Genomic DNA, 18,126 nt, shown 5'->3' on the forward strand with positions numbered 1-18,126 from the left:
TACAAAAAATCAAAACGCCGGACAAGCTATTTGAAGGTATTTTTTATTTGTTGCTCTTGCCCGGAATATTTTTGTGAGATCGTTCTGCTCAAATGCCAGAGAAATTTCGTGCGTACCACCCGAACTGGAACTTAAACCGCTCAATCCGAGGTCATAACTGTAAGCAAACTTAAATTGGTTCAACTGCAGGCCGGCAATAAAAACTGCACTTTGCTCATATTGTCCGCCAAATTCTAAACCGCGGTATAAAATACCAACGGTAACCGGCGTATATAAAGTATAAAAGCCCAGGTCTATTTTGCTGAAAGGGTCCTGGCGGGTGTAAGTAACGGTTGGCGTAAAACTTAATTCGTAAAACTTATTCTGCGAAACCCGCGTGCTGGCGTAGAATTTATAACCCGTGTTTACCACTACTTTTAAGGGCAACCTTGATTCCTGCGTAAAGCCCAGATCCGGTTGATTCATGTGGAAAGTACTTATGCTGAGCCAGAGCTGGTCGTTATACAAAACGCCGCCGGCTGCTAAACTCACATATTTCACCGGGTCGAAATAAATATTGCTTTCCTGAGATGTTTCACTTTGTAAACCGTCGTCAGAAAGCTGATCGCCGAAAGTTAACGAGCCAAAATCTATTTTCCGGGAACCATAGGTTGCCTGCATACCCGCACTTACCGCAAAGTTTTTCGAGATCTTCGTATGATATCCGTAAACGCCGCTTAACTCGAATGTTGTAAAGGCAGAGCTTCCGGCTTTGTCGTGCATCAATAAAATGCCGCCCGAACTTTTGCTTTCGCCAAACCGCATTTCGCCGGAAAGGTGATTGGTAATATAGGCGCCGGGCAACGTGGACCATTGGCTGCGGTACGCGGCAGTTATATTATTTTCGCCGGTTAAACCTACAAAGGCCGGGTTCAGTCTAAGCTTAGTAGCGTATTGCTGCGAGAAATGCGCATCCTGGGCGTAAGCGGCACTGCTCATAAAAAGCAGGCTACCCAGAAAAAATTTCACCTTCCGCCAAACGCGCATACTAAAACCAGCTAAAAAACGGTATATAAATTGATTGAAAAACTCTGAAGCAGAAGATCTGCCCGGAAAGAACTACAGAAAAACGCTAATAAAACGCCAGCCAAAAGTAGTTTCGTATTTAAAACCCGAAACAAAACTGGTTTTTTTCGTAAGGCTTCCGGATAAATTGTTGTGCTAAAATTTTAGCTAATTTCACACTTTCGCAAAGTATAAGCAAACGCTATCTAAAAAGATGAAAAAAGTATTTATTGGTTTTGCCATTTTCCTGGTTGTCTTAATTGCTGCCGCCGCGCTAATTCCGGTGCTTTTTAAAGACAAGATCAAGGAAATAGTAGACAAGGAAATTGCCAAGAACGTAGACGCCAAAGTAATTTATAAAGCCGACGATATTGGCGTTAGCATTTTCAGTACGTTCCCGAATTTAGGGCTGAACATCGATAATCTGGCCGTTGTGGGTGTAGATTCTTTTCAGCGCGACACGCTGGCTTATCTGCCACAATTCCGCATGGGCCTGGACCTGATGAGCGTTATTTCCGGCGATCAGTTGAAAATAAAATCTATAAAACTCACCGAACCGAACATTAAACTGAAAGTTCTGAAAAGCGGCAAAGCCAACTGGGATATTTACAAAGCTATTCCAACCGAAGGCGAACCCGACACCGCAACTTCCGATTTCAGCATGGCTATGGAAAAATGGGAAGTGGAAAATGGCAAGTTAGTTTATGAAGACTTAAGCCTACCATTTTCGGTGCAGCTGCTTAAAATGAACCACACCGGCTCCGGCGATTTTGAGAAGAGCGTGTTCGATATGGTTTCTAAAACTACTTCCGAAGGCTTTACCATGACCTACGACGGGGTGAATTACATTACAAACAAAAAACTGGATGCAGATGTAACGCTGGCCATGGACCTGGATAAATCGCTTTACACGTTCAAAGACAATAAATTCAAGATCAACGATTTTGCGATGGATTTTGCCGGTTCTATTCTCATGCCGGGAAGCGACATTGACCTTGACCTGACATTCAAAGCCTTGGATACCGATTTCAAGACCATTCTTTCTTTGGTGCCGGGTATGTACACGGAACAGTTTAAAGATGTGAAAACCGATGGCAAGCTGGCGTTTGATGGTTATGTAAAAGGCCGCTTCAACGAAACTTCAATGCCGGGTTTTGGTACGAATCTGAAAGTTACCAATGCCATGTTCAAATACCCCGATCTTCCGCAGGCTGCTACCAATATTAACGTAGACATGAGTGTGGATAATAAGGACGGCATCATCAACAACACCAACGTGCAAGTACGTAAGTTTCACTTAGATCTGGGTAAAAATCCGGTTGATGCCAAAGCGGTTATTAATGGCTTGGACCCGATGAAAGTAGACGGAAATCTGAAAGCGAACATCGATCTGAACGAAATGACCAAAGTGTTTCCGGTGGAAGGCATGACGTTGCGCGGTTTATTAAAAGTTGATGCAAACGCCAAAGGAACCTATTCAGCCAAGCAAATGCCGGTAATGACTGCCAACCTGAACCTGGCCAACGGCTACGTAAAATCAAAAGACTTCCCCGCTCCTATCGAAAACCTGAACGCGCTGGTAAATGTGCTGAATGCCACCGGCAACACCGACGATACCGAGATCAAGATCGAGAACTTTAAAATGCTGCTGGAAGGCGAACCGCTGGGCGGCCGCGTGTACGTGAAAGGCATTGACAAGCCGGTTTTCGATGCGGATGTAAAAGGAACGATCGATCTGACTAAGATGACCAAAATTTTCCCGCTGGAAGGCATGACTTTAACCGGTCGTATAAAAGCCGATATCAAAACCAAAGGAAAGATGGCTGATATTGAAGCAGAAAAGTACGGTAACATTGTTTCCAGCGGCTCCATGCATGTGGATAAACTTACGTTCGTAAGCAAGGATCTGCCTCAGGGTATGAAAGTTACCACCGCCGATGCCAGCTTCAACAATGAAAAGATAAACGTGCAGAACATGAGCGGCTTTGTGGGGAAAAGCGATGTGCAGGTAAACGGTACCATTTCAAACTATATGGGTTATATGTTTGCCGAAAACCAGCCTTTGCGCGGAACCATGAACGTTTCTTCCAAGCGTTTCGATGTAAATGAGTGGATGGTAGATGAATATTCCGGTCAGCCGGTAGCACAGCAATCGCCTACGGAAGCAACGGGTGTGGTAGAAGTGCCGGGCAACATCGATTTTGTGCTGAATGCTACAGTAAATGAAGTGCTTTACGACAACCTGAAACTGCAGAACATGAAAGGCGGCGTAATTATTAAAGACAAAACCGCGAAACTTCAGAACCTGGCTTTCAACACGCTTGGCGGCGCGTTTGTAACCAACGGTTCTTACAATACCCAAAGCCTTGCCCATCCGAAATTCACCTTCGACCTGGATATTAAAAACCTCGATTTCAAAGAAGCTTTCAACGCCTTCGAAACCATTCAGAAACTGGCGCCTATTTCCAAATTCCTGGAAGGTAAATTCTCTACAAACTTTGCTTTTGCCGGCGAACTTGGCCAGGATATGATGCCGGTGATGGGAACCATGACTGGTAAAGGCGTTATTGAAGTGGTACGCGCGGTAGTAAAGAATATTAAAGTGCTCAACAAGATCGGCGAAACGACCAACTTCAAGGAAGTGCAGAATTTCGTGGTGGAAAACAAAGACATTGCCGCCGAGATCCTGAACGGAAACCTGGTAGTGAAGCCTTTCGATATTAAAGTAGGCGATATGAACATGACCGTAGGCGGAACGAACAACCTGAGCGGCATCATGGATTACGGCGTGGCCATGGATGTGCCAACCGGAAAAGTAGGCAGCGCCCTGAACCAGAAACTTTCTTCGTTTGCCGGCATGAAAGATTACAAAGGTGCCGAACGCGTAACGCTTAACCTGAAAGTTGGCGGAACCATGGACGATCCGAAAATAGCTTTAGCCGGCGGCAGCGCAAAAGCTCAGGCTAAAGAAATGGTGAAAGACGTGGTAACTTCCCGCCTGAATACAGAGAAAGAAAAGCTCAATGTAAAACGTCAGGCTGCGCAGGATAGCTTACAGCGCGAACTGGACCGCCGCAAGCAAGAAGCCGAAGAAAAAGCCCGCCAGGAAATGGAAAAGAAACGCAAAGAAGCTGAAGATAAACTGAAGAAAGAAGCGGAAAACAAACTGAAAGGTATCTTCAAACGCTAAGTTTTCCACATAAAAACGCTATTGTTTTTGCCTCAATAAGTAAAGGTTCCGGAAGAAATTCCGGGACCTTTTTTTATTGGTTTTCCACAATCATTACATTCAAAAACGCTATAGTTTCAGGCTTAAAAAGTCCGAAATTATTATTGCATCAGAAAAGCCTTATTTTAGAATTTCTTTCTTGTAGTTTGTAAAGATCAGGCCAACTTCAGAAGTCTGGGTTAATGAAAACGCTATTCTTTTAGGTCTAAAAACTCATATATTCAATAAATAATATTGTAGTCTGAATACTTTGTTTTGCGGCTTTTTGCCACGTTCACAAAAAAAAAATTGCTACTGAAACCATTAGATACAATTTCGGCTGAATTTTTGTTTTGGTTTTATTTCATAGATCAAGGGAAATGTAATTGGATGCGTTTATAACCTTTTGCTGGTTTCACGTATAGCGGTTATTTCCCGAAATCTATTTCACCCAAACAAACTGAGAAATGAAGAAAGCAAAATTTATGTTGCCAGCATTGCTGCTGGGTTTAACTTTAGGCTTTAGCGCCTGCGACAAAAACGACGATGATAAAGCTACCGGAACTTCCCGCATGGAAGTACGCCTGACCGATGCTCCCGGCGATTACGATAAGGTTCTGATTGATATTCGTGGCGTAGAAATTCATACCGATGCCAATGCTGACAATAACTCCAATGGCTGGACTACGCTAAGTAATATTAATCCGGGCGTTTACAACCTGCTTGATTTTTCCAACGGAAAGGATACCCTTTTAGCGGCTTCCAATCTTCCTGCCGGTCATATTTCGCAGATCCGTTTAATTCTGGGCGAAAATAATACCCTGGTACTGAAAGACGGTTCCTCGCATGCTCTTAAAACGCCTAGCGGCCAGACTTCCGGCCTGAAAGTAAAAATTGATGCTGATCTGGTTCCGGACGTAACGTATGTGGTTTTATTAGATTTCGATGCAGCTAAATCTATTGTTGCTAAAGGAAACGGTGGTTATAACCTGAAACCGGTAATTCGTACCATTACGGAAGCTATAGCCGGCGGCATTCGCGGGAATGTAACACCTGCAATGGCTGACAACGAGATCCATGTGATAGAAACTGCTCCGGGTGCTAATGGCGTAATCGATACCATTGGTGGCTTTACCGATGCCAATGGGAATTACCTGATAAAAGGCCTGACCGGTGGCATTTACAATGTTGATTTCTACGCACCAAACCAAAAGAAAACCATTGGAGGTGTGGTAGTTACGAATAACGCTGTTACTACTGTAAATGTAGATATGAACTAGGAAACGCTATCGTTTTCCACATAAAAAGTGCCCGTTTTTAGACTGTTTGAATTTTCGAGTTTCGATTGTTCGATAACCAGATAAATATAAAAATGCCGCTCCGAAATAATTTCGGAGCGGCATTTTTATTTATTGAAATTCGAACATTCGAAACTCGAAAAATCGAAAATCTAAACCGGTTGTCCGGTTTTTATGCGCACATAAGTAATGTAATCGGTGTTGATCGGTTCGAAACCATTCTGGCGCAAGTTGGTAGCAACCTGCGCGCGGTGGTACGTGCAATGGTTGAAAACGTGCGTAAAAATGTCGCAGACGCGGTTGGTATAAGCCATTCCCTGCGAATTAGTGTATTTTATTTCCCTATTAAATTCTTCCAGATCGGCATCTTTCAACAGGTCGTAAAGTTTATGCGAAGTGTCTTCGTGCAAAGTGCGGAGTTCTTCCAGGGTATGTTCCTGCCAGACTTTTACCGGGCAAACCGTATCCGTCATGCGTGCGATCCAGATAGCCTGGGCATTCAACACGTGGCTGAAAAGTTTCAGGGCTTGTGCGGGGGCTTCACCGGGCAGTTGGTTTATATGATTCAGCAGGCGGTCGTTTGCCCAGATGTTGTATTCAGCGTATTTTTGTAAGGTACTCCACATAATTTTTACTTTCTAAGATCTTCCCAGATCAGTTTTTCCTCGCTTCGGTTGGTAAAAAAGTCAGCGCATTTTCCATCGCCGCGACCGGTATATCCGCCATCGGGCTGGCAAAGCTGCTGCCCTTCTACGGAATAAACTTCGCTCGGTATGTCGCAGCAGCGGCCCGTTATAAAATAAACCTGCTGGTTCTGGTATTGGTAGCTATAAATTTTAACCGGCGGGTTTGCGGGTTTATCCTTTTCAAATGCCGCTATTTTTTCTTTCAACCAGGCTGGCATTCCTGCATCATGAGTTTTTACGTCGGAAACCGTACCGTTTTGGGTAGCAATTGGTTTCTGACAATTCGTGAAAAACGCTATAAAAACTAGCAGAAAAAGTGGTCGGATATTTTGGTATGCAAGCATCATAATTCAGGGCAAAAGTAACAAACCATTTAAATTTCAGAAACGGTTTTTACAGATATTTTTGCAGTAGTTCGTCGTAGCCCGGCAGCTTTTCCACATGAGGCCAGAAAACTAATAAACCTATTACCAGCGCTGTAATAGCCGAAATGAGCACTGCGCCGGCGGCCAGATCTTTCACTCTGCCAGCCAGTTCGTTGTATTCCGGGCTTACCAGATCGGTGAGTTTTTCCACAGCGGTATTGAAGATCTCCGCCATCCAAACCAAGCCTATTGCCAAGGTAATCCAGATCCATTCAGCATTATTTATTTCGAAAAACCAACCCAGAAAAATAGCTTCGGCGGCGCCCAACAGGTGCAGTTTCATGTTTGGCTCATACCAGAACGCAGCCCAGATACCTTTAAAAGCGTAGCCAAAACTGTTTATTCGTTTTTTTATGTATTTGCGCGGCATCTTCGGAAATATATTTAATGCTTAATTCTAATTTAAACGAATAGTTGAACGCTATATTACGGCTTTTGAATTTTCCCGGCCAAAACTTCATCCGAAATCCATTAATTTGCCTGTACTTAGCTATGGGTTGAATGCATGATCTAGTAAAGAAAAATTGCCCGGGAATCTATTCATAGAACAAATAATTTTGAAAAGCAGAATTGCGTTTTAAGCTTGCTCTCGTACTTTTTAACTTATTTTCTATAGCGTTTTCCACAGTCCCGGAACCAATTATACTGGCTTACTATTTTAAGATAGCTACGCGCAAATTTCCTGAAATGTCTGATCTCCGCAACGTATATTTTATCAGTGGTCTGGCTGCCGATGACCGCCTTTTCGAAAATCTGGTTTTGCCGCCTGAATACAAGATAATTCATGTGAAATGGATCGATCCGGTGAAACAGGAAGACCTGGAAAGTTATTGCCACCGGTTAGCTGCCCAGATCGATACTTCGGCGCCTTTTGTGCTCGTGGGTATGTCGTTTGGCGGTATGGTAGCCGTAGAGTTAAACAAATTCCTGAAGCCGCAGCAAACCATTCTTATTTCCAGCATTACTACCCGCTCCGGACTTTCCTTGCTTCTGAAAACGGTAGATAAGCTGCAATTGCATAAACTGGTTCCCGGGTTTATTTACACGAATTTCTATCCTGCCGCGCATTGGTTTTTTAACGCCCGCACCAAAGCCCAGAAAAAACTGGTAAGATCGTTTATGGAGAAAGCTTCCCGGAAACTTCTGGTTTGGTCTATAGATCAGGTTGTTGGCTGGAAAAATGAATTCGTGCCGGAAAATATTTTTATCATAAATGGCCAGGACGACCGGGTTTTTCCACACCAAAACACGAACGCACAGGTGTTGATAAATGGTGGCGGGCACATGATGGTTCACAGCAAAGCAGCCGAAATAAGTACTGTTTTAGCAACCCAACTGGCAAAAGTAAATTGGTAGCAACTTCCGGCCTCAAACTTATTGCTGTTATAAAAAACGGTAGGGAAAAGCGCCTAAAAAGTCGCGGCTTTAAAAATTTACAGCTTTTTCAGATCTGAACTTACCGCCGAATAAACTTCGAAATTTGCTTTTCCGGGCTCCTGAATACCAATCCCAACGCATTTGCCGGCCTTATTTATTTCGAAAGTAATGCCGGCTACGGAGTCGTGGTAAACATCGATCTTTTGCTTTGTTCGGGCCGAAGTGTACGTAGCTGCTTTTTTCATCTCCGGAAAGCTTGCCTGAATAGTTTTCAGATCTGAATTTATAGCAAGGCCGTTTCCCAGTTTATATTGTTTCGCTGTGATCCTGATCTGCTTGGCTAAAGCGCTTTCTTCGGCGCTGCCCATATTCCGCACAAAGAAAATATTGGTTTGATAAGCCGTTGTATCCGGGTCCGAAAGGTTGGCCTCGGTAAACCAGGTAGCCAGCATTTTCCCCATGGCAGCATCGGTTAAGTTGGGTTTTCCCAGAAGCTTATAAACCACTTCGGCTTGTTCGTTCAGCTTTATCAAGCCAATACTTTTGCCCGGAACGATCGTTTCATTTTTGCCTGAAACTTCCTGGCTGGTTTCTTCCGAAGTGTTTTCCGGTTTGCTTTTCCCGGTCTCTTTTATGATGCTTTCAGAAGCGCTTCCTAATACGGCCGCTTCTTTTTCGGGTTGATTACAGGAATTTAAGCTGAGAAATAAAATTATGGCTAAAGCAACGTTTTTCATTAGAGTATTTTTTAGCTGTCGGTACCTACCCTTTTCGGGAAGTGTCTGGAATAGTTGTTTGCTGTTATTATTTACTATTATCTTTGGCTACGGAAGAAATGCTTTTTCCGGTTCTTTAAATCTAAATTTAATGTTAAAGTTTAATTTCTTTTTTAGCCTAATCTTATCATTGGCCCTTTTCTCTTCCTGCGACAAAGAACAGGAAGAGCCACAAATCCCGGAAGTAACACAGCAGGATTGTTTGCTAAGCAAAGTACTGGATCAAAATAATAACGTAATATTAGAAATTATTTATAACTCTTCTGGCCAATTCATTGAATATAAAGACTTTGAATATGGTGATTCTTATGCTATTACCTATAGTAACGATAAAATTACATCAGCTACCCATTCATATAATCGGTCTGCTTCTTCTAACTACTCTCAAAAACTTGAATTTAATTCTATTGGGTTCATTACTAAATCAACATATAACCATGTCACATCCGGTGATGTTTTACTTTCTTTTCCTGTTCACTATAACAATGACGATCAATTAGAGAATATTCATTATTGGGAAAAATTCCGTTAATCAGGATAGGCCCCGTGCTATTACTTACTATACCTTCGGAAACAATAATCTGGTAGAATATACTGATATTCAATATTCGAATCCGGTAGATACAACAAAACATTTATATACTTCAGAGTTTGATACTTATAAGAATCCACGATTTATGTTTCGAGCACTTACTGCATCTGGCTATGACTGGTCCGTTAATAACGTAACAAAAACTTTTTATACAGATAAAAGTCAGGGAATTACACGCCCTAAAGTGCTTTTAAGAACAATGAGCTACGAATATAATAAGGAAGGTTACCCTATTAAAATAACTACAAAAAAGCCAGATGGAAGTATTGAGTCAATTAAGAAATACGAATACATCTGTAATTAATTAATCCTTAATCCCAACCAAACAAAAAAGCAGCTCCGAAATCCGGAGCTGCTTTTTTGTTACAGAAGTTCTGAAGCTTACTTCAACGAACCGATCATATCTTCCGGACGAACCCATTCGGTAAACTGCTCATCGTTCAGTAAACCAAGTTCCAATGCAGCCTGACGCAACGTTGTTCCTTCTTTGTGGGCTTTCTTCGCAATTTTAGCGGCATTGTCGTAACCTACGTGCGGGTTCAAAGCCGTTACCAGCATCAAAGAATTCTCCAGCTGACGTTTAATTACTTCGTAGTTCGGCTCAATACCAACGGCACAATGCTTATCGAAAGAATCACAAGCGTCACCTAATAATCTTGCACTCATCAGTAAGTTGAAGATCATTACCGGTTTGAATACGTTAAGCTCGAAATGGCCGTTCATGCCACCAACGGAAACCGCAACGTCGTTACCCATAACCTGCGCGCAAACCATCGTCATAGCTTCGGCCTGGGTTGGGTTTACTTTGCCCGGCATAATAGAAGAACCCGGCTCGTTTTCCGGAATGATAATTTCGCCAATACCAGAACGCGGACCGGAAGCCAGCAAACGGATATCGTTGGCAATTTTCATTAAGCTAACCGCCAGTTGTTTCAAAGCGCCGTGGGTTTCAACAATAGCATCGTGGGCCGCTAAGCTTTCGAATTTGTTTTCGGCGGTACGCATTGGCAGGCCACTGAATTCAGCAATTTTCTTCGCAACCAGTACATCGTAACCTTTCGGTGTGTTCAGACCAGTTCCTACCGCCGAGCCACCAAGAGCAAGTTCGCTTAAATGGTCCAAGGTGTTTTTAATGGCCTTCATGGCGTGATCCAACTGCGAAACGTAACCGGATAATTCCTGACCCAAAGTAAGCGGCGTAGCATCCATTAAGTGCGTACGGCCAATTTTTACCACATCCATGTACTGCTGAGATTTGGCGTGCAGCGTATCGCGCAGCTTTTTCACCATTGGCAAAGTAGTTTCGGTTACAGCTTTGTAAGCCGCAATGTGCATCGCCGTCGGGAAGGTATCGTTAGAAGACTGGCTTTTGTTTACGTCGTCGTTCGGGTGGATCTTTTTCTTTTCGTCCATCAGGTCGCCGCCCAGTAACACGTGCGCGCGGTTGGCTACTACTTCGTTCACGTTCATGTTGCTTTGCGTACCCGAACCGGTTTGCCAGACTACCAGCGGAAATTCATCGGCTAATTCGCCGGCTAAAATTTCGTCGCAAACTTTACCGATGATTTCTGCTTTATCTTGTGGCAATACGCCTAATTCTGCGTTGGCAAACGCCGCTGCTTTCTTTAAAATGGCAAACGCCGAAATAACTTCTTTAGGCATCAGCTGACCGCCGATGGTGAAATTTTCTTTAGAACGTTGGGTCTGGGCGCCCCAGTAACGATGCGCTGGAACCTCAACCGGCCCCATAGTGTCTTTTTCGATCCGGATACTCATAATTTTAATGTGCTAATTTATGAATGTGCTAATGTGATAATTTCCTTTGAAAAGCCGGTCGTAAAACGGTAGGCTTTTCAGGCGTAAAACTAAGCAATTATTTAGAAAGCCGCTTAAAAACCAAAAGCTTTGCACCGTTAAGTACAAAGCTTTGGCAACATTTTCCACGTGGAAAAATGCTATAGTTTAAGCCCGAAAAACTCAGAACGTACGTTTTAAGCCGATATTGAACCCTGCACTGCTGAATGGATGGTTGAATTTTGGTGCCTGGGCAGGCGTATCGTAGTTGCCGTAGCTGTTATTCGGGCTTTTTACATATTCTACTTCCCGGCCGCGCACGCTCATATCAGCTGTCCGGTCTTTTCCGTTGCTGAGTAATTTCACCACCTCGCCATGGGTGGGTGAATACCAAAGTAATTTTAAATTCGCTTCTGCAAAAAGAGAGGTTTTGGCTTCGGCATTAAAATTTACACCAAACGTAGTCTGACCTCCCAGTGCTGCGCCACCTTTTAGCTCAAGATTCCGTTCAAGCGGGCTGCCATCTCCATCTTCATAATATTTTTCATATATTTTACCAAACCCAATTACTGGCCCGAACTTCGCATAAATATTTGTGGAAGGGCTATTTCCGGAAACTACAAAAGCTGGTTCTAGCAAAAGCATTCGGCTATACTTGGTTACTTCCGCATTCATTGTAATAGGGCCATATCCGGAAGGTATCTGGTAGGTATATGAATATTGATCTTTGCTACCCAATAAATACCGAACGCTTAGTTCAGCGCCTATTTTATCTGTAAACATTCTTCCAATTGTAATACCTGGAGTTACTCCTTTCCCATAAGACATTTCTGTATCATCGATCAGGCTGGCAAAGTTAAAGTTATAACCAGCGCTTAATTGCAGATAATTGCTCTGTGAAAAGGCTGATAAAGCGGTACATAGAAAAATACCTGCTAATAATGTGCATCTTAAAAGATTCCGGAATTTCATAAAGGTTTTGTTAGTATAAGTCAGATAAAGATAAACGGTATTGATAGCACGATCTATTCACGATCTGTTCTGCAGAAACGGTAGGGTTTAAGCCTGAAAAACTCAGAAGCTGCGTTTAAAACCAAAATGCAGCCCCACATACCCCAGGGCGAAATCGGTTCTCAGCTGCACATGCTGCTGGCCGTTAATATTGGTGTATCTTTCTTTCAGCGCAATATCGCGGACCTGGGAATTCGTAATATCTTCGCCGTTGTAAATAAATTTCTCTAAATGCAGGTTCTGGGGCGAATAAACCAGATTGCACATTTTCAGTTCGGCATATAAAGCGAATTTGCTGGCAATTTTAGCGTCGAATCCCAAAGCGGCCTGCAGACCATAACCCCAGCCGTCTTCATATTTTTCTTCGATATAAGAATCTGTGGCGCCAATGCGTTCGGAAGTAACAATAATAAATCCCTTCGATATGAGTACCCCGAATTTGCCGTACAACGCCACTTTATCTGAAATGCGGCTGTTAAAGACCAGCGAAGGTTGCACCAGGATCATGCGGGCATATTGGTACGAACTGGTAATGGCAGAATCGTAGCCAAAGCTTGAGCTCTGCGAAAAAGTTTTGAACGTGGTTTTGTTGTTGCCTCCCCGCAGGTAACTTACTTCCAGTTCCGCCCCGAGCAGATCGGTAAACATATAACCTGCCGCAACATCGCCAACCAGGCCTTTCCCGTATTTGATCTTTACCCGTTCCGCTTCTTCTACGGTTGTTAAAGTGCCGTTCTGCGGATTTCCGGTGCGGGTGATGGTAATATTAGCGCCATGCCCTGAACCGATGCCAATATTATAACCGCCGCCAGCTTTGGTGTAAAAGCCCTGCCCATAACCCGGCACCGAACTAAGGAAAATGATACCGGCCACCGCCAGCTTTAACAGGTTGAAAAAGCGCATAGATCGTTTTAAAACTTTCAAGCTGCAAAAATGCTAACAGAAATTGCAGACTCCAATTTTACTATCAACTATTTTTCTGTTTGCTCTGAAAAATGCGATGCACGCAGGCCGGAAAACCCGAAATGCTATGGTTTTGGCCTGAAAAAGTCTTTATCCAGGTTTTCGGCTTTAATCAGAACCCTTAACGGCCAAACAAAACACCGGCATAAAAAAAGCTTTGCTCCTTTTCAGAAACAAAGCTTTTAAAACGGTAGGGTTTTCACCCGAAAAACTAAAAATTGTATTTAACGCCCAGGTTTATGCCTACACTGCTAAAAGGAACGTTTTCTTTCAAATGTTCTCTTGGCATTGCTTCGCCTTTGTTGCTATCTATATAACTATCTACATAAACCGTTTCGCGGTCGCGGACTGTAAGATGGTGCAACACATCGGCGCCATTATAACGGTAAGCCACTGCTTCAGACCGTTCGGGTGCGTAGCTCAGATTACTCATGCTCAGCTCAGAAAAGAAAGCCAGCTGATCTGACAGGCCAAATTCAACCCCCAGAGCACCTTGCAAACCGATTCCCCAGCCGCCTGTATGTTCAATTTCCATTTCGGCTACCCCGTTTTGCGTATATTCCAGTTCGTGCACCAGTTTACCTTTGGCAGCCACCAGACCAAATTTAGCGTAAGGGTTCAGGCCTTCTTTCCCGGCAGATATTACAATGGAAGGCTGAATTAACAGCATCCGCGAATAATAAGTATCATCTTCTACCCGGTTGCCATACACATTTTTGGTTTCGTTTTTTGCGCCGGCCAGGTAACCTAGACCAAGTTCAGCGCCAATATTAGGGTTAAACATATAGCCTAAAGCTAAATTGCCTGCCACTCCTTTGCCGTAATTCAACTTAATTCGCTCGGTCTGGCTGCCTGTAACCTGCATTTGCGTGGCCGAACCCATTCCAAACTGATAGCCAGCGCCTAACTTGGCATAAGCTCCCTGCGCATTGGCAGCCACCGATAATCCTAAAGAAAGTGTTGCAGCCAGGGCTACTTTTTTAATGTTACCTAATTTCATAAATGGTTAATTTTTTAACTGAAGTAAGAAGCATACGCAAGCCATACAAAAAGTTGCGCCGCTGTTTTTTCCCGCTTCTTCAAAAACCAGGCCTGAAAAAATGGTAGGGTAAAGAGGCCGGAAAACTCAGAAGGTATATTTCAAACCCAAGTTAAGACCAACACTGCCGAATGGAAATGCTTCTTTGATATTTACAGAAGGTTCGCCGGAATAACTGGTGGAGTAAGAATTAACCAGTTCGGTATCTTTTTGTCTGAAAGCGGTTATATCTTCGCCATTAATAGTTTCCTTTTTTAAACGATACCATTTCGGCGAATAAGAAAGGTTGCTCATTTTAATTTCAGAGAAAATACCGCATTTCTCCGTTAGCTTATAGGAAAACCCTAAACCCGCCATTAAGCCAAACCCTAACCCACCGTCATACTGCGCTTCTATAGTTCTTTCCTGCCGATCCTGATCGTAGTCTAAAATATATGCATTTGTGAAGATCTGACCAGTTGCAACCACAACGCCAAACTTTCCATAAAGCTCAACCTTTTCAGTTACTTTGTTGGAAGCAATAAGCGCAGGCTGAAGCAAAAGCATGTTTGCATAAGAGTTATATTTCCGGATATAAGGCTTATCCGGATCAGTATTAAACGTTAATTGATACCGGCTATTATTTTCTCCGCCGGCTAAGTAACTCACTTCAACTTCTGCTCCAAAATGGCTGTTAAACATGTACCCAAAAGCCGCGTTACCGATCAAGCCTTTCCCGTAATTTAGTTTTACCCGTTGTACTCTTTCAGAGATCTTTGAAGTATTGGTTTGAGGATCGAAGGTATGCGTTCGGGTTACGTTTGCCGTTGAAGCAGACCCAATTCCAAAATTATATCCGCCGCCAAGTTTTACGTAAGCGCCTTGTGCATAAGCAGATAAAGAAAGCAAGGAAACAAAACCTGCCAGACAAGTTGATCTCAATAATTTTCTGAGTTTCATAATAAAGTTTATGATTCTGAACTGAATAAAGCGGAAGATGCTTCGCGCCGTTTTAAAAATATGCTTTTGGGAATGTAGTTGCTGAAAACGCTATACTTTCAGCCTGAAAAACTAAAAATTCGCTTTCACACCAAAGCCAATACCCATGGTGCTCATAGGTAAATGAATGCGGTGGCCTTCCGTTACTTTAACAGGTTCGCCTTTGGCGTTATAATCCTGGAAATACTCATCGCTGAACGTTATTTCCTTTTCGTATTTATACATCACATCGCCGCCGTTTTCTTTTGCTCCGGTTATGGCCCATTTCTCAGGCGCGTAGCTCAGGTTATTCATCGTAAATTCCATAAAAAAGTCGAGCTTGTCGCTGGCCTGCAAAGTAAGCCCGGCCGCACTCTGGAAACCAAAACCATAACCGCCGCTATATTCCGCCGAGATCTCCCGCGAAGCACTGTAAAGCGCATCCGCCTGTTTTTCGTAGATCGTGCCAAAGGCCAGCAAAATACCCAGTTTGGCATAAGGCTTCAATTTGCCGCTTTCCGTGATAAGCACAACGGCCGGTTGTAGCAGGGTCATCCGCGAATATGTTTCGTAGTTATTGGTTTCGGTAATGTAATATTCCGGATAATAGTAGCTGCTTTCCGTGGTTATTTTTCTGCCTTTTAAATAGCCCAGACCCATTTCTACCCCAATATTGCCGGTAAACATATACCCGAACGCGGCATTAAAAACGGCGCCCTTGCCATAATTTATGCCTACGCGTTCGTTTCTGGTTGAAAAACCTCCACTGTTAATATTGCCCGAACCTGAATTTACCGGATTAGAACCCAGCCCTGCATGATAAGAACCGCTTAGTTTTATGTACTTGTTTTGGGCCTCCGAAGAAATTGCAGCAAGAGAAAAAAAGGTGGCAAAGCAGGCCAGTTTGAATAAAGGAAAGGAACGCATAAAATGTGTTAGAAGAATTTTGAAGCCGCAAAGATGTTAACAGAAAATGCAACCTCCAATTCTGTTTTCAACTATTTTTCAGGAACAGCTTGCTAAAAAGCTATGGTTTCCGGCCCGAAAACTCGTAAAACGCTAGGTTTCTGACCTTAAAAAGTAAAGAAAGGGCATAAAAAAACGGCTGCCAGAATATAGCAGCCGTTCTCTTAAATATGTGCTGGAGCTTATAGCGTTCCCAGAATGAGCAAGATCAGACCAATTACGATCAGGATCACGCCAATGTAACCGATGATCGGCACGATGATACCAAGTAACAGGAAGATCAGACCTAAAACGATCAGCAATTTTACAGTTGCATCGATCTTTACGTCTTTGCCGTCTTTAATATCTTTTTTCAGTTTCTTCAGATCAGCTTTGGCTAATTTCAGGGCTTGCTTAGCAGCTTTTTTATCGGTAACCGTGGTGTTTGCAGTAGCTTGTTCTGTAGATTTTGCAGCAGGAGCCTGGGCTAAAGCAGCGGCAGCTTGGGTGTGGGCGGGAGCTAAATTTGCAGGTTCATCGCCAATGCTGGCAACCGCAGTTGGCTCAGCAACCAAAGTATTTTCAGCAATTGCTACTTCCGTCGGTTTTTTCTCAGTACCGTGGTAACCGCCGGTATTTGGGGTAAACGTGTACATCTGGCTGGAGCAGGAACCTAAAAATGCCATGCTAAGCGTAGCCAAAGCCATTTTCAATTTGGTAAATTTTCTCATAGTGGAGTTAAAATAAAAAAATATAGATACAAAGATAGCAATTCCCTATACTGGCTTGCCGTTATCGGGTTGCTTTTCTGAAAAAAAAAGGCGCTCCTGCAAAATGTTTGCCACTAATTACCAAAAACCGGAACACGCGTGCGATTAATTTTAGCGATCTTCTTCACCTTGCGGGTTTCGTATTTATAATCAGGCTCAAAGGCAACAATTTTTACGGCCACATCCAATCCGGTTACGGTATTATGGTTTTCCACCCCCAGGTAAATTTCGCCATCGGCCGTTTTGGGCACCTGCGAAGCCGCAATTTTTCCGTAGGCATTTATAATCGCATCGCCTTGCGCAAAGCTGAACGGTTTGCGTTCGCCTTTCTCTTCAAAAGGTTTCACGGCCTGCTTGTTCATAAACAGAAAATCAATATACCCGCTCGATTTAACCTGCGGAAGTTCCGGCAGTAAACCCATGCCAAAGGCCACCACCGGATTTATGCCCGAAGCTACCGCCGCGCCGCCTTTTGCCAGTGTTTTGGTAAGTGCTTCCATTTCCTTCACGCTCTCCTGCCCTACGCCCAGCCAGTAAACCCAGTGCGCCGTGCGCGGAGGCAGTTTAAAAGGTACCGTAACGCGGCTCGGTTTGCCAATGCTGGTCTGCGAAAATACCCGGAACGTTTTATCTACCAGAATCTGCGGAATAAAATCAGTTTTCACCAGCACTTTCTCGTTTGCAAAAGTAAACACGGTGTCTTCCAAAGTTTTCCAGGTTACGTTGGCATTAAAACGCGCCGTAGCCACCGAAGCCGGAATCCGTTTGATGGTCATTTTGCAGGTGCTTGGCTCTTCGTGCGTGCTCCGGATAATAAATTCGTAAACGGCTTTGGTCGGGATCTGGAATTCCTGCTTCTTAATTTTAGAAATATTCCGGCCCGCATACAGCACCGAGCCCGAAGTAAATTCTTTTATATCAACCTCGTATTTGCCTTTGCCCTCTTCCATTTTCAGCTCCACGATCATTTTGTCGCCTTCCTGGAAACCATAAAAGTAATTTGGCCAGCTATAGCTTTTCCCGGCATTGTTTTTCTCCCAGGCAGTAGCCGCGCGCGTTCCCGGCACTGGAAAAGTAAGATCGGCCACGGTTATGGCATCTTGGTCGGCAAAACCCGAAACCGGCAATAGCCAGGCAATAAAAAATAAGGTAAACAAAAACGAAAAGCGTGTTTTCAAAACGGTAGGGAAATGGTGCTAAAAAGTATTAACGCAGGAAAATAAATTAAGCTGCAAATATAT

At 43.5% G+C, this 18,126-nt stretch carries 17 protein-coding genes; 4 read left to right on the forward strand and 13 right to left on the reverse strand.

Annotated elements, in window-relative coordinates; all coding sequences use genetic code 11:
- Positions 1–9 precede the first annotated feature (9 nt).
- Complete coding sequence (locus ACFPIB_RS10050) at positions 10–1,026, reverse strand: PorP/SprF family type IX secretion system membrane protein (RefSeq protein WP_378017321.1); 1,017 nt, start codon at positions 1,024–1,026, stop codon at positions 10–12.
- A 232-nt stretch (positions 1,027–1,258) separates the two neighbouring features.
- On the opposite strand from ACFPIB_RS10050, the gene ACFPIB_RS10055 reads away from it, so the two are divergent.
- Positions 1,259–4,234 carry an AsmA family protein gene (locus ACFPIB_RS10055; protein WP_378017322.1) on the forward strand — a complete coding sequence of 992 codons (2,976 nt, stop codon included), beginning with the start codon at positions 1,259–1,261 and terminating at the stop codon, positions 4,232–4,234.
- A gap of 485 nt (positions 4,235–4,719) precedes the next feature.
- On the forward strand, positions 4,720–5,532 hold the full coding sequence (locus tag ACFPIB_RS10060; protein WP_378017323.1) for a DUF4382 domain-containing protein: 813 nt from the start codon (positions 4,720–4,722) through the stop codon (positions 5,530–5,532).
- Positions 5,533–5,702: 170 nt separating this feature from the next.
- Here the strand turns inward: ACFPIB_RS10060 and ACFPIB_RS10065 are convergent, their stop codons facing one another.
- The 3 genes from ACFPIB_RS10065 to ACFPIB_RS10075 are packed head-to-tail and all read right to left on the reverse strand — an operon-like array spanning position 5,703 to position 7,031.
- Entirely contained in the window at positions 5,703–6,176 is a 474-nt protein-coding gene (locus ACFPIB_RS10065; protein ID WP_378017324.1) for a DinB family protein, read from the reverse strand.
- A gap of 5 nt (positions 6,177–6,181) precedes the next feature.
- A complete protein-coding gene (locus tag ACFPIB_RS10070; protein ID WP_378017325.1) occupies positions 6,182–6,583 on the reverse strand; it encodes a DUF6970 domain-containing protein in 402 nt (133 codons plus the stop codon).
- A gap of 46 nt (positions 6,584–6,629) precedes the next feature.
- Entirely contained in the window at positions 6,630–7,031 is a 402-nt protein-coding gene (locus tag ACFPIB_RS10075; RefSeq protein WP_378017326.1) for a diacylglycerol kinase family protein, read from the reverse strand.
- A gap of 317 nt (positions 7,032–7,348) precedes the next feature.
- On the opposite strand from ACFPIB_RS10075, the gene ACFPIB_RS10080 reads away from it, so the two are divergent.
- Positions 7,349–8,017 (forward strand): alpha/beta fold hydrolase, encoded by a 669-nt coding sequence (locus ACFPIB_RS10080; RefSeq protein ID WP_378017327.1) that lies wholly within the window; start codon positions 7,349–7,351, stop codon positions 8,015–8,017.
- A 77-nt stretch (positions 8,018–8,094) separates the two neighbouring features.
- Here ACFPIB_RS10080 and ACFPIB_RS10085 read toward each other — a convergent pair whose 3' ends face one another.
- On the reverse strand, positions 8,095–8,775 hold the full coding sequence (locus ACFPIB_RS10085; protein ID WP_378017328.1) for a hypothetical protein: 681 nt from the start codon (positions 8,773–8,775) through the stop codon (positions 8,095–8,097).
- Here ACFPIB_RS10085 and ACFPIB_RS10090 point away from each other — a divergent pair.
- Positions 8,753–9,346, forward strand: coding sequence for a hypothetical protein (locus tag ACFPIB_RS10090; RefSeq protein WP_378017329.1), 594 nt, complete (start codon positions 8,753–8,755; stop codon positions 9,344–9,346). The genes ACFPIB_RS10085 and ACFPIB_RS10090 overlap by 23 nt on opposite strands.
- Positions 9,347–9,787: 441 nt before the next feature.
- Here the strand turns inward: ACFPIB_RS10090 and fumC are convergent, their stop codons facing one another.
- The 8 genes from fumC to ACFPIB_RS10130 form a co-directional block, all read right to left on the reverse strand.
- A complete protein-coding gene (fumC, locus tag ACFPIB_RS10095) occupies positions 9,788–11,182 on the reverse strand; it encodes a class II fumarate hydratase (protein ID WP_378017330.1) in 1,395 nt (464 codons plus the stop codon).
- Positions 11,183–11,383: 201 nt separating this feature from the next.
- Positions 11,384–12,172, reverse strand: coding sequence for a hypothetical protein (locus ACFPIB_RS10100; RefSeq protein ID WP_378017331.1), 789 nt, complete (start codon positions 12,170–12,172; stop codon positions 11,384–11,386).
- Between the two features lie 102 nt (positions 12,173–12,274).
- Positions 12,275–13,114, reverse strand: a complete 840-nt coding sequence (locus ACFPIB_RS10105; RefSeq protein ID WP_378017332.1) for an outer membrane beta-barrel protein — start codon at positions 13,112–13,114, stop codon at positions 12,275–12,277.
- A 271-nt stretch (positions 13,115–13,385) separates the two neighbouring features.
- Positions 13,386–14,174 (reverse strand): outer membrane beta-barrel protein, encoded by a 789-nt coding sequence (locus tag ACFPIB_RS10110; RefSeq protein ID WP_378017333.1) that lies wholly within the window; start codon positions 14,172–14,174, stop codon positions 13,386–13,388.
- 126 nt (positions 14,175–14,300) lie between these two features.
- On the reverse strand, positions 14,301–15,152 hold the full coding sequence (locus ACFPIB_RS10115) for an outer membrane beta-barrel protein (protein ID WP_378017334.1): 852 nt from the start codon (positions 15,150–15,152) through the stop codon (positions 14,301–14,303).
- A gap of 111 nt (positions 15,153–15,263) precedes the next feature.
- Positions 15,264–16,097 carry a hypothetical protein gene (locus ACFPIB_RS10120; RefSeq protein WP_378017335.1) on the reverse strand — a complete coding sequence of 278 codons (834 nt, stop codon included), beginning with the start codon at positions 16,095–16,097 and terminating at the stop codon, positions 15,264–15,266.
- Between the two features lie 221 nt (positions 16,098–16,318).
- Positions 16,319–16,846 carry a hypothetical protein gene (locus ACFPIB_RS10125; protein ID WP_378017336.1) on the reverse strand — a complete coding sequence of 176 codons (528 nt, stop codon included), beginning with the start codon at positions 16,844–16,846 and terminating at the stop codon, positions 16,319–16,321.
- 113 nt (positions 16,847–16,959) lie between these two features.
- A complete protein-coding gene (locus tag ACFPIB_RS10130; protein ID WP_378017337.1) occupies positions 16,960–18,063 on the reverse strand; it encodes a hypothetical protein in 1,104 nt (367 codons plus the stop codon).
- Between the last annotated feature and the right edge of the window lie 63 nt (positions 18,064–18,126).

Source organism: Adhaeribacter terreus, from assembly GCF_042657365.1.
Lineage (GTDB): Bacteria > Bacteroidota > Bacteroidia > Cytophagales > Hymenobacteraceae > Adhaeribacter_A > Adhaeribacter_A terreus.

Excerpts from the sequence above, each read along its gene's own strand:
- ACFPIB_RS10070 (WP_378017325.1), bottom strand. The coding sequence starts at position 6,583 with ATGATGCTTGCATACCAAAATATCCGACCACTTTTTCTGCTAGTTTTT.
- ACFPIB_RS10050 (WP_378017321.1), bottom strand. The coding sequence starts at position 1,026 with ATGCGCGTTTGGCGGAAGGTGAAATTTTTTCTGGGTAGCCTGCTTTTT.
- ACFPIB_RS10115 (WP_378017334.1), bottom strand. The coding sequence starts at position 15,152 with ATGAAACTCAGAAAATTATTGAGATCAACTTGTCTGGCAGGTTTTGTT.
- ACFPIB_RS10110 (WP_378017333.1), bottom strand. The coding sequence starts at position 14,174 with ATGAAATTAGGTAACATTAAAAAAGTAGCCCTGGCTGCAACACTTTCT.
- ACFPIB_RS10060 (WP_378017323.1), top strand. The coding sequence starts at position 4,720 with ATGAAGAAAGCAAAATTTATGTTGCCAGCATTGCTGCTGGGTTTAACT.
- ACFPIB_RS10055 (WP_378017322.1), top strand. The coding sequence starts at position 1,259 with ATGAAAAAAGTATTTATTGGTTTTGCCATTTTCCTGGTTGTCTTAATT.
- ACFPIB_RS10105 (WP_378017332.1), bottom strand. The coding sequence starts at position 13,114 with ATGCGCTTTTTCAACCTGTTAAAGCTGGCGGTGGCCGGTATCATTTTC.
- ACFPIB_RS10080 (WP_378017327.1), top strand. The coding sequence starts at position 7,349 with ATGTCTGATCTCCGCAACGTATATTTTATCAGTGGTCTGGCTGCCGAT.
- ACFPIB_RS10100 (WP_378017331.1), bottom strand. The coding sequence starts at position 12,172 with ATGAAATTCCGGAATCTTTTAAGATGCACATTATTAGCAGGTATTTTT.
- ACFPIB_RS10065 (WP_378017324.1), bottom strand. The coding sequence starts at position 6,176 with ATGTGGAGTACCTTACAAAAATACGCTGAATACAACATCTGGGCAAAC.
- ACFPIB_RS10085 (WP_378017328.1), bottom strand. The coding sequence starts at position 8,775 with ATGAAAAACGTTGCTTTAGCCATAATTTTATTTCTCAGCTTAAATTCC.
- ACFPIB_RS10075 (WP_378017326.1), bottom strand. The coding sequence starts at position 7,031 with ATGCCGCGCAAATACATAAAAAAACGAATAAACAGTTTTGGCTACGCT.
- ACFPIB_RS10120 (WP_378017335.1), bottom strand. The coding sequence starts at position 16,097 with ATGCGTTCCTTTCCTTTATTCAAACTGGCCTGCTTTGCCACCTTTTTT.
- ACFPIB_RS10125 (WP_378017336.1), bottom strand. The coding sequence starts at position 16,846 with ATGAGAAAATTTACCAAATTGAAAATGGCTTTGGCTACGCTTAGCATG.
- ACFPIB_RS10090 (WP_378017329.1), top strand. The coding sequence starts at position 8,753 with ATGGCTAAAGCAACGTTTTTCATTAGAGTATTTTTTAGCTGTCGGTAC.
- fumC (WP_378017330.1), bottom strand. The coding sequence starts at position 11,182 with ATGAGTATCCGGATCGAAAAAGACACTATGGGGCCGGTTGAGGTTCCA.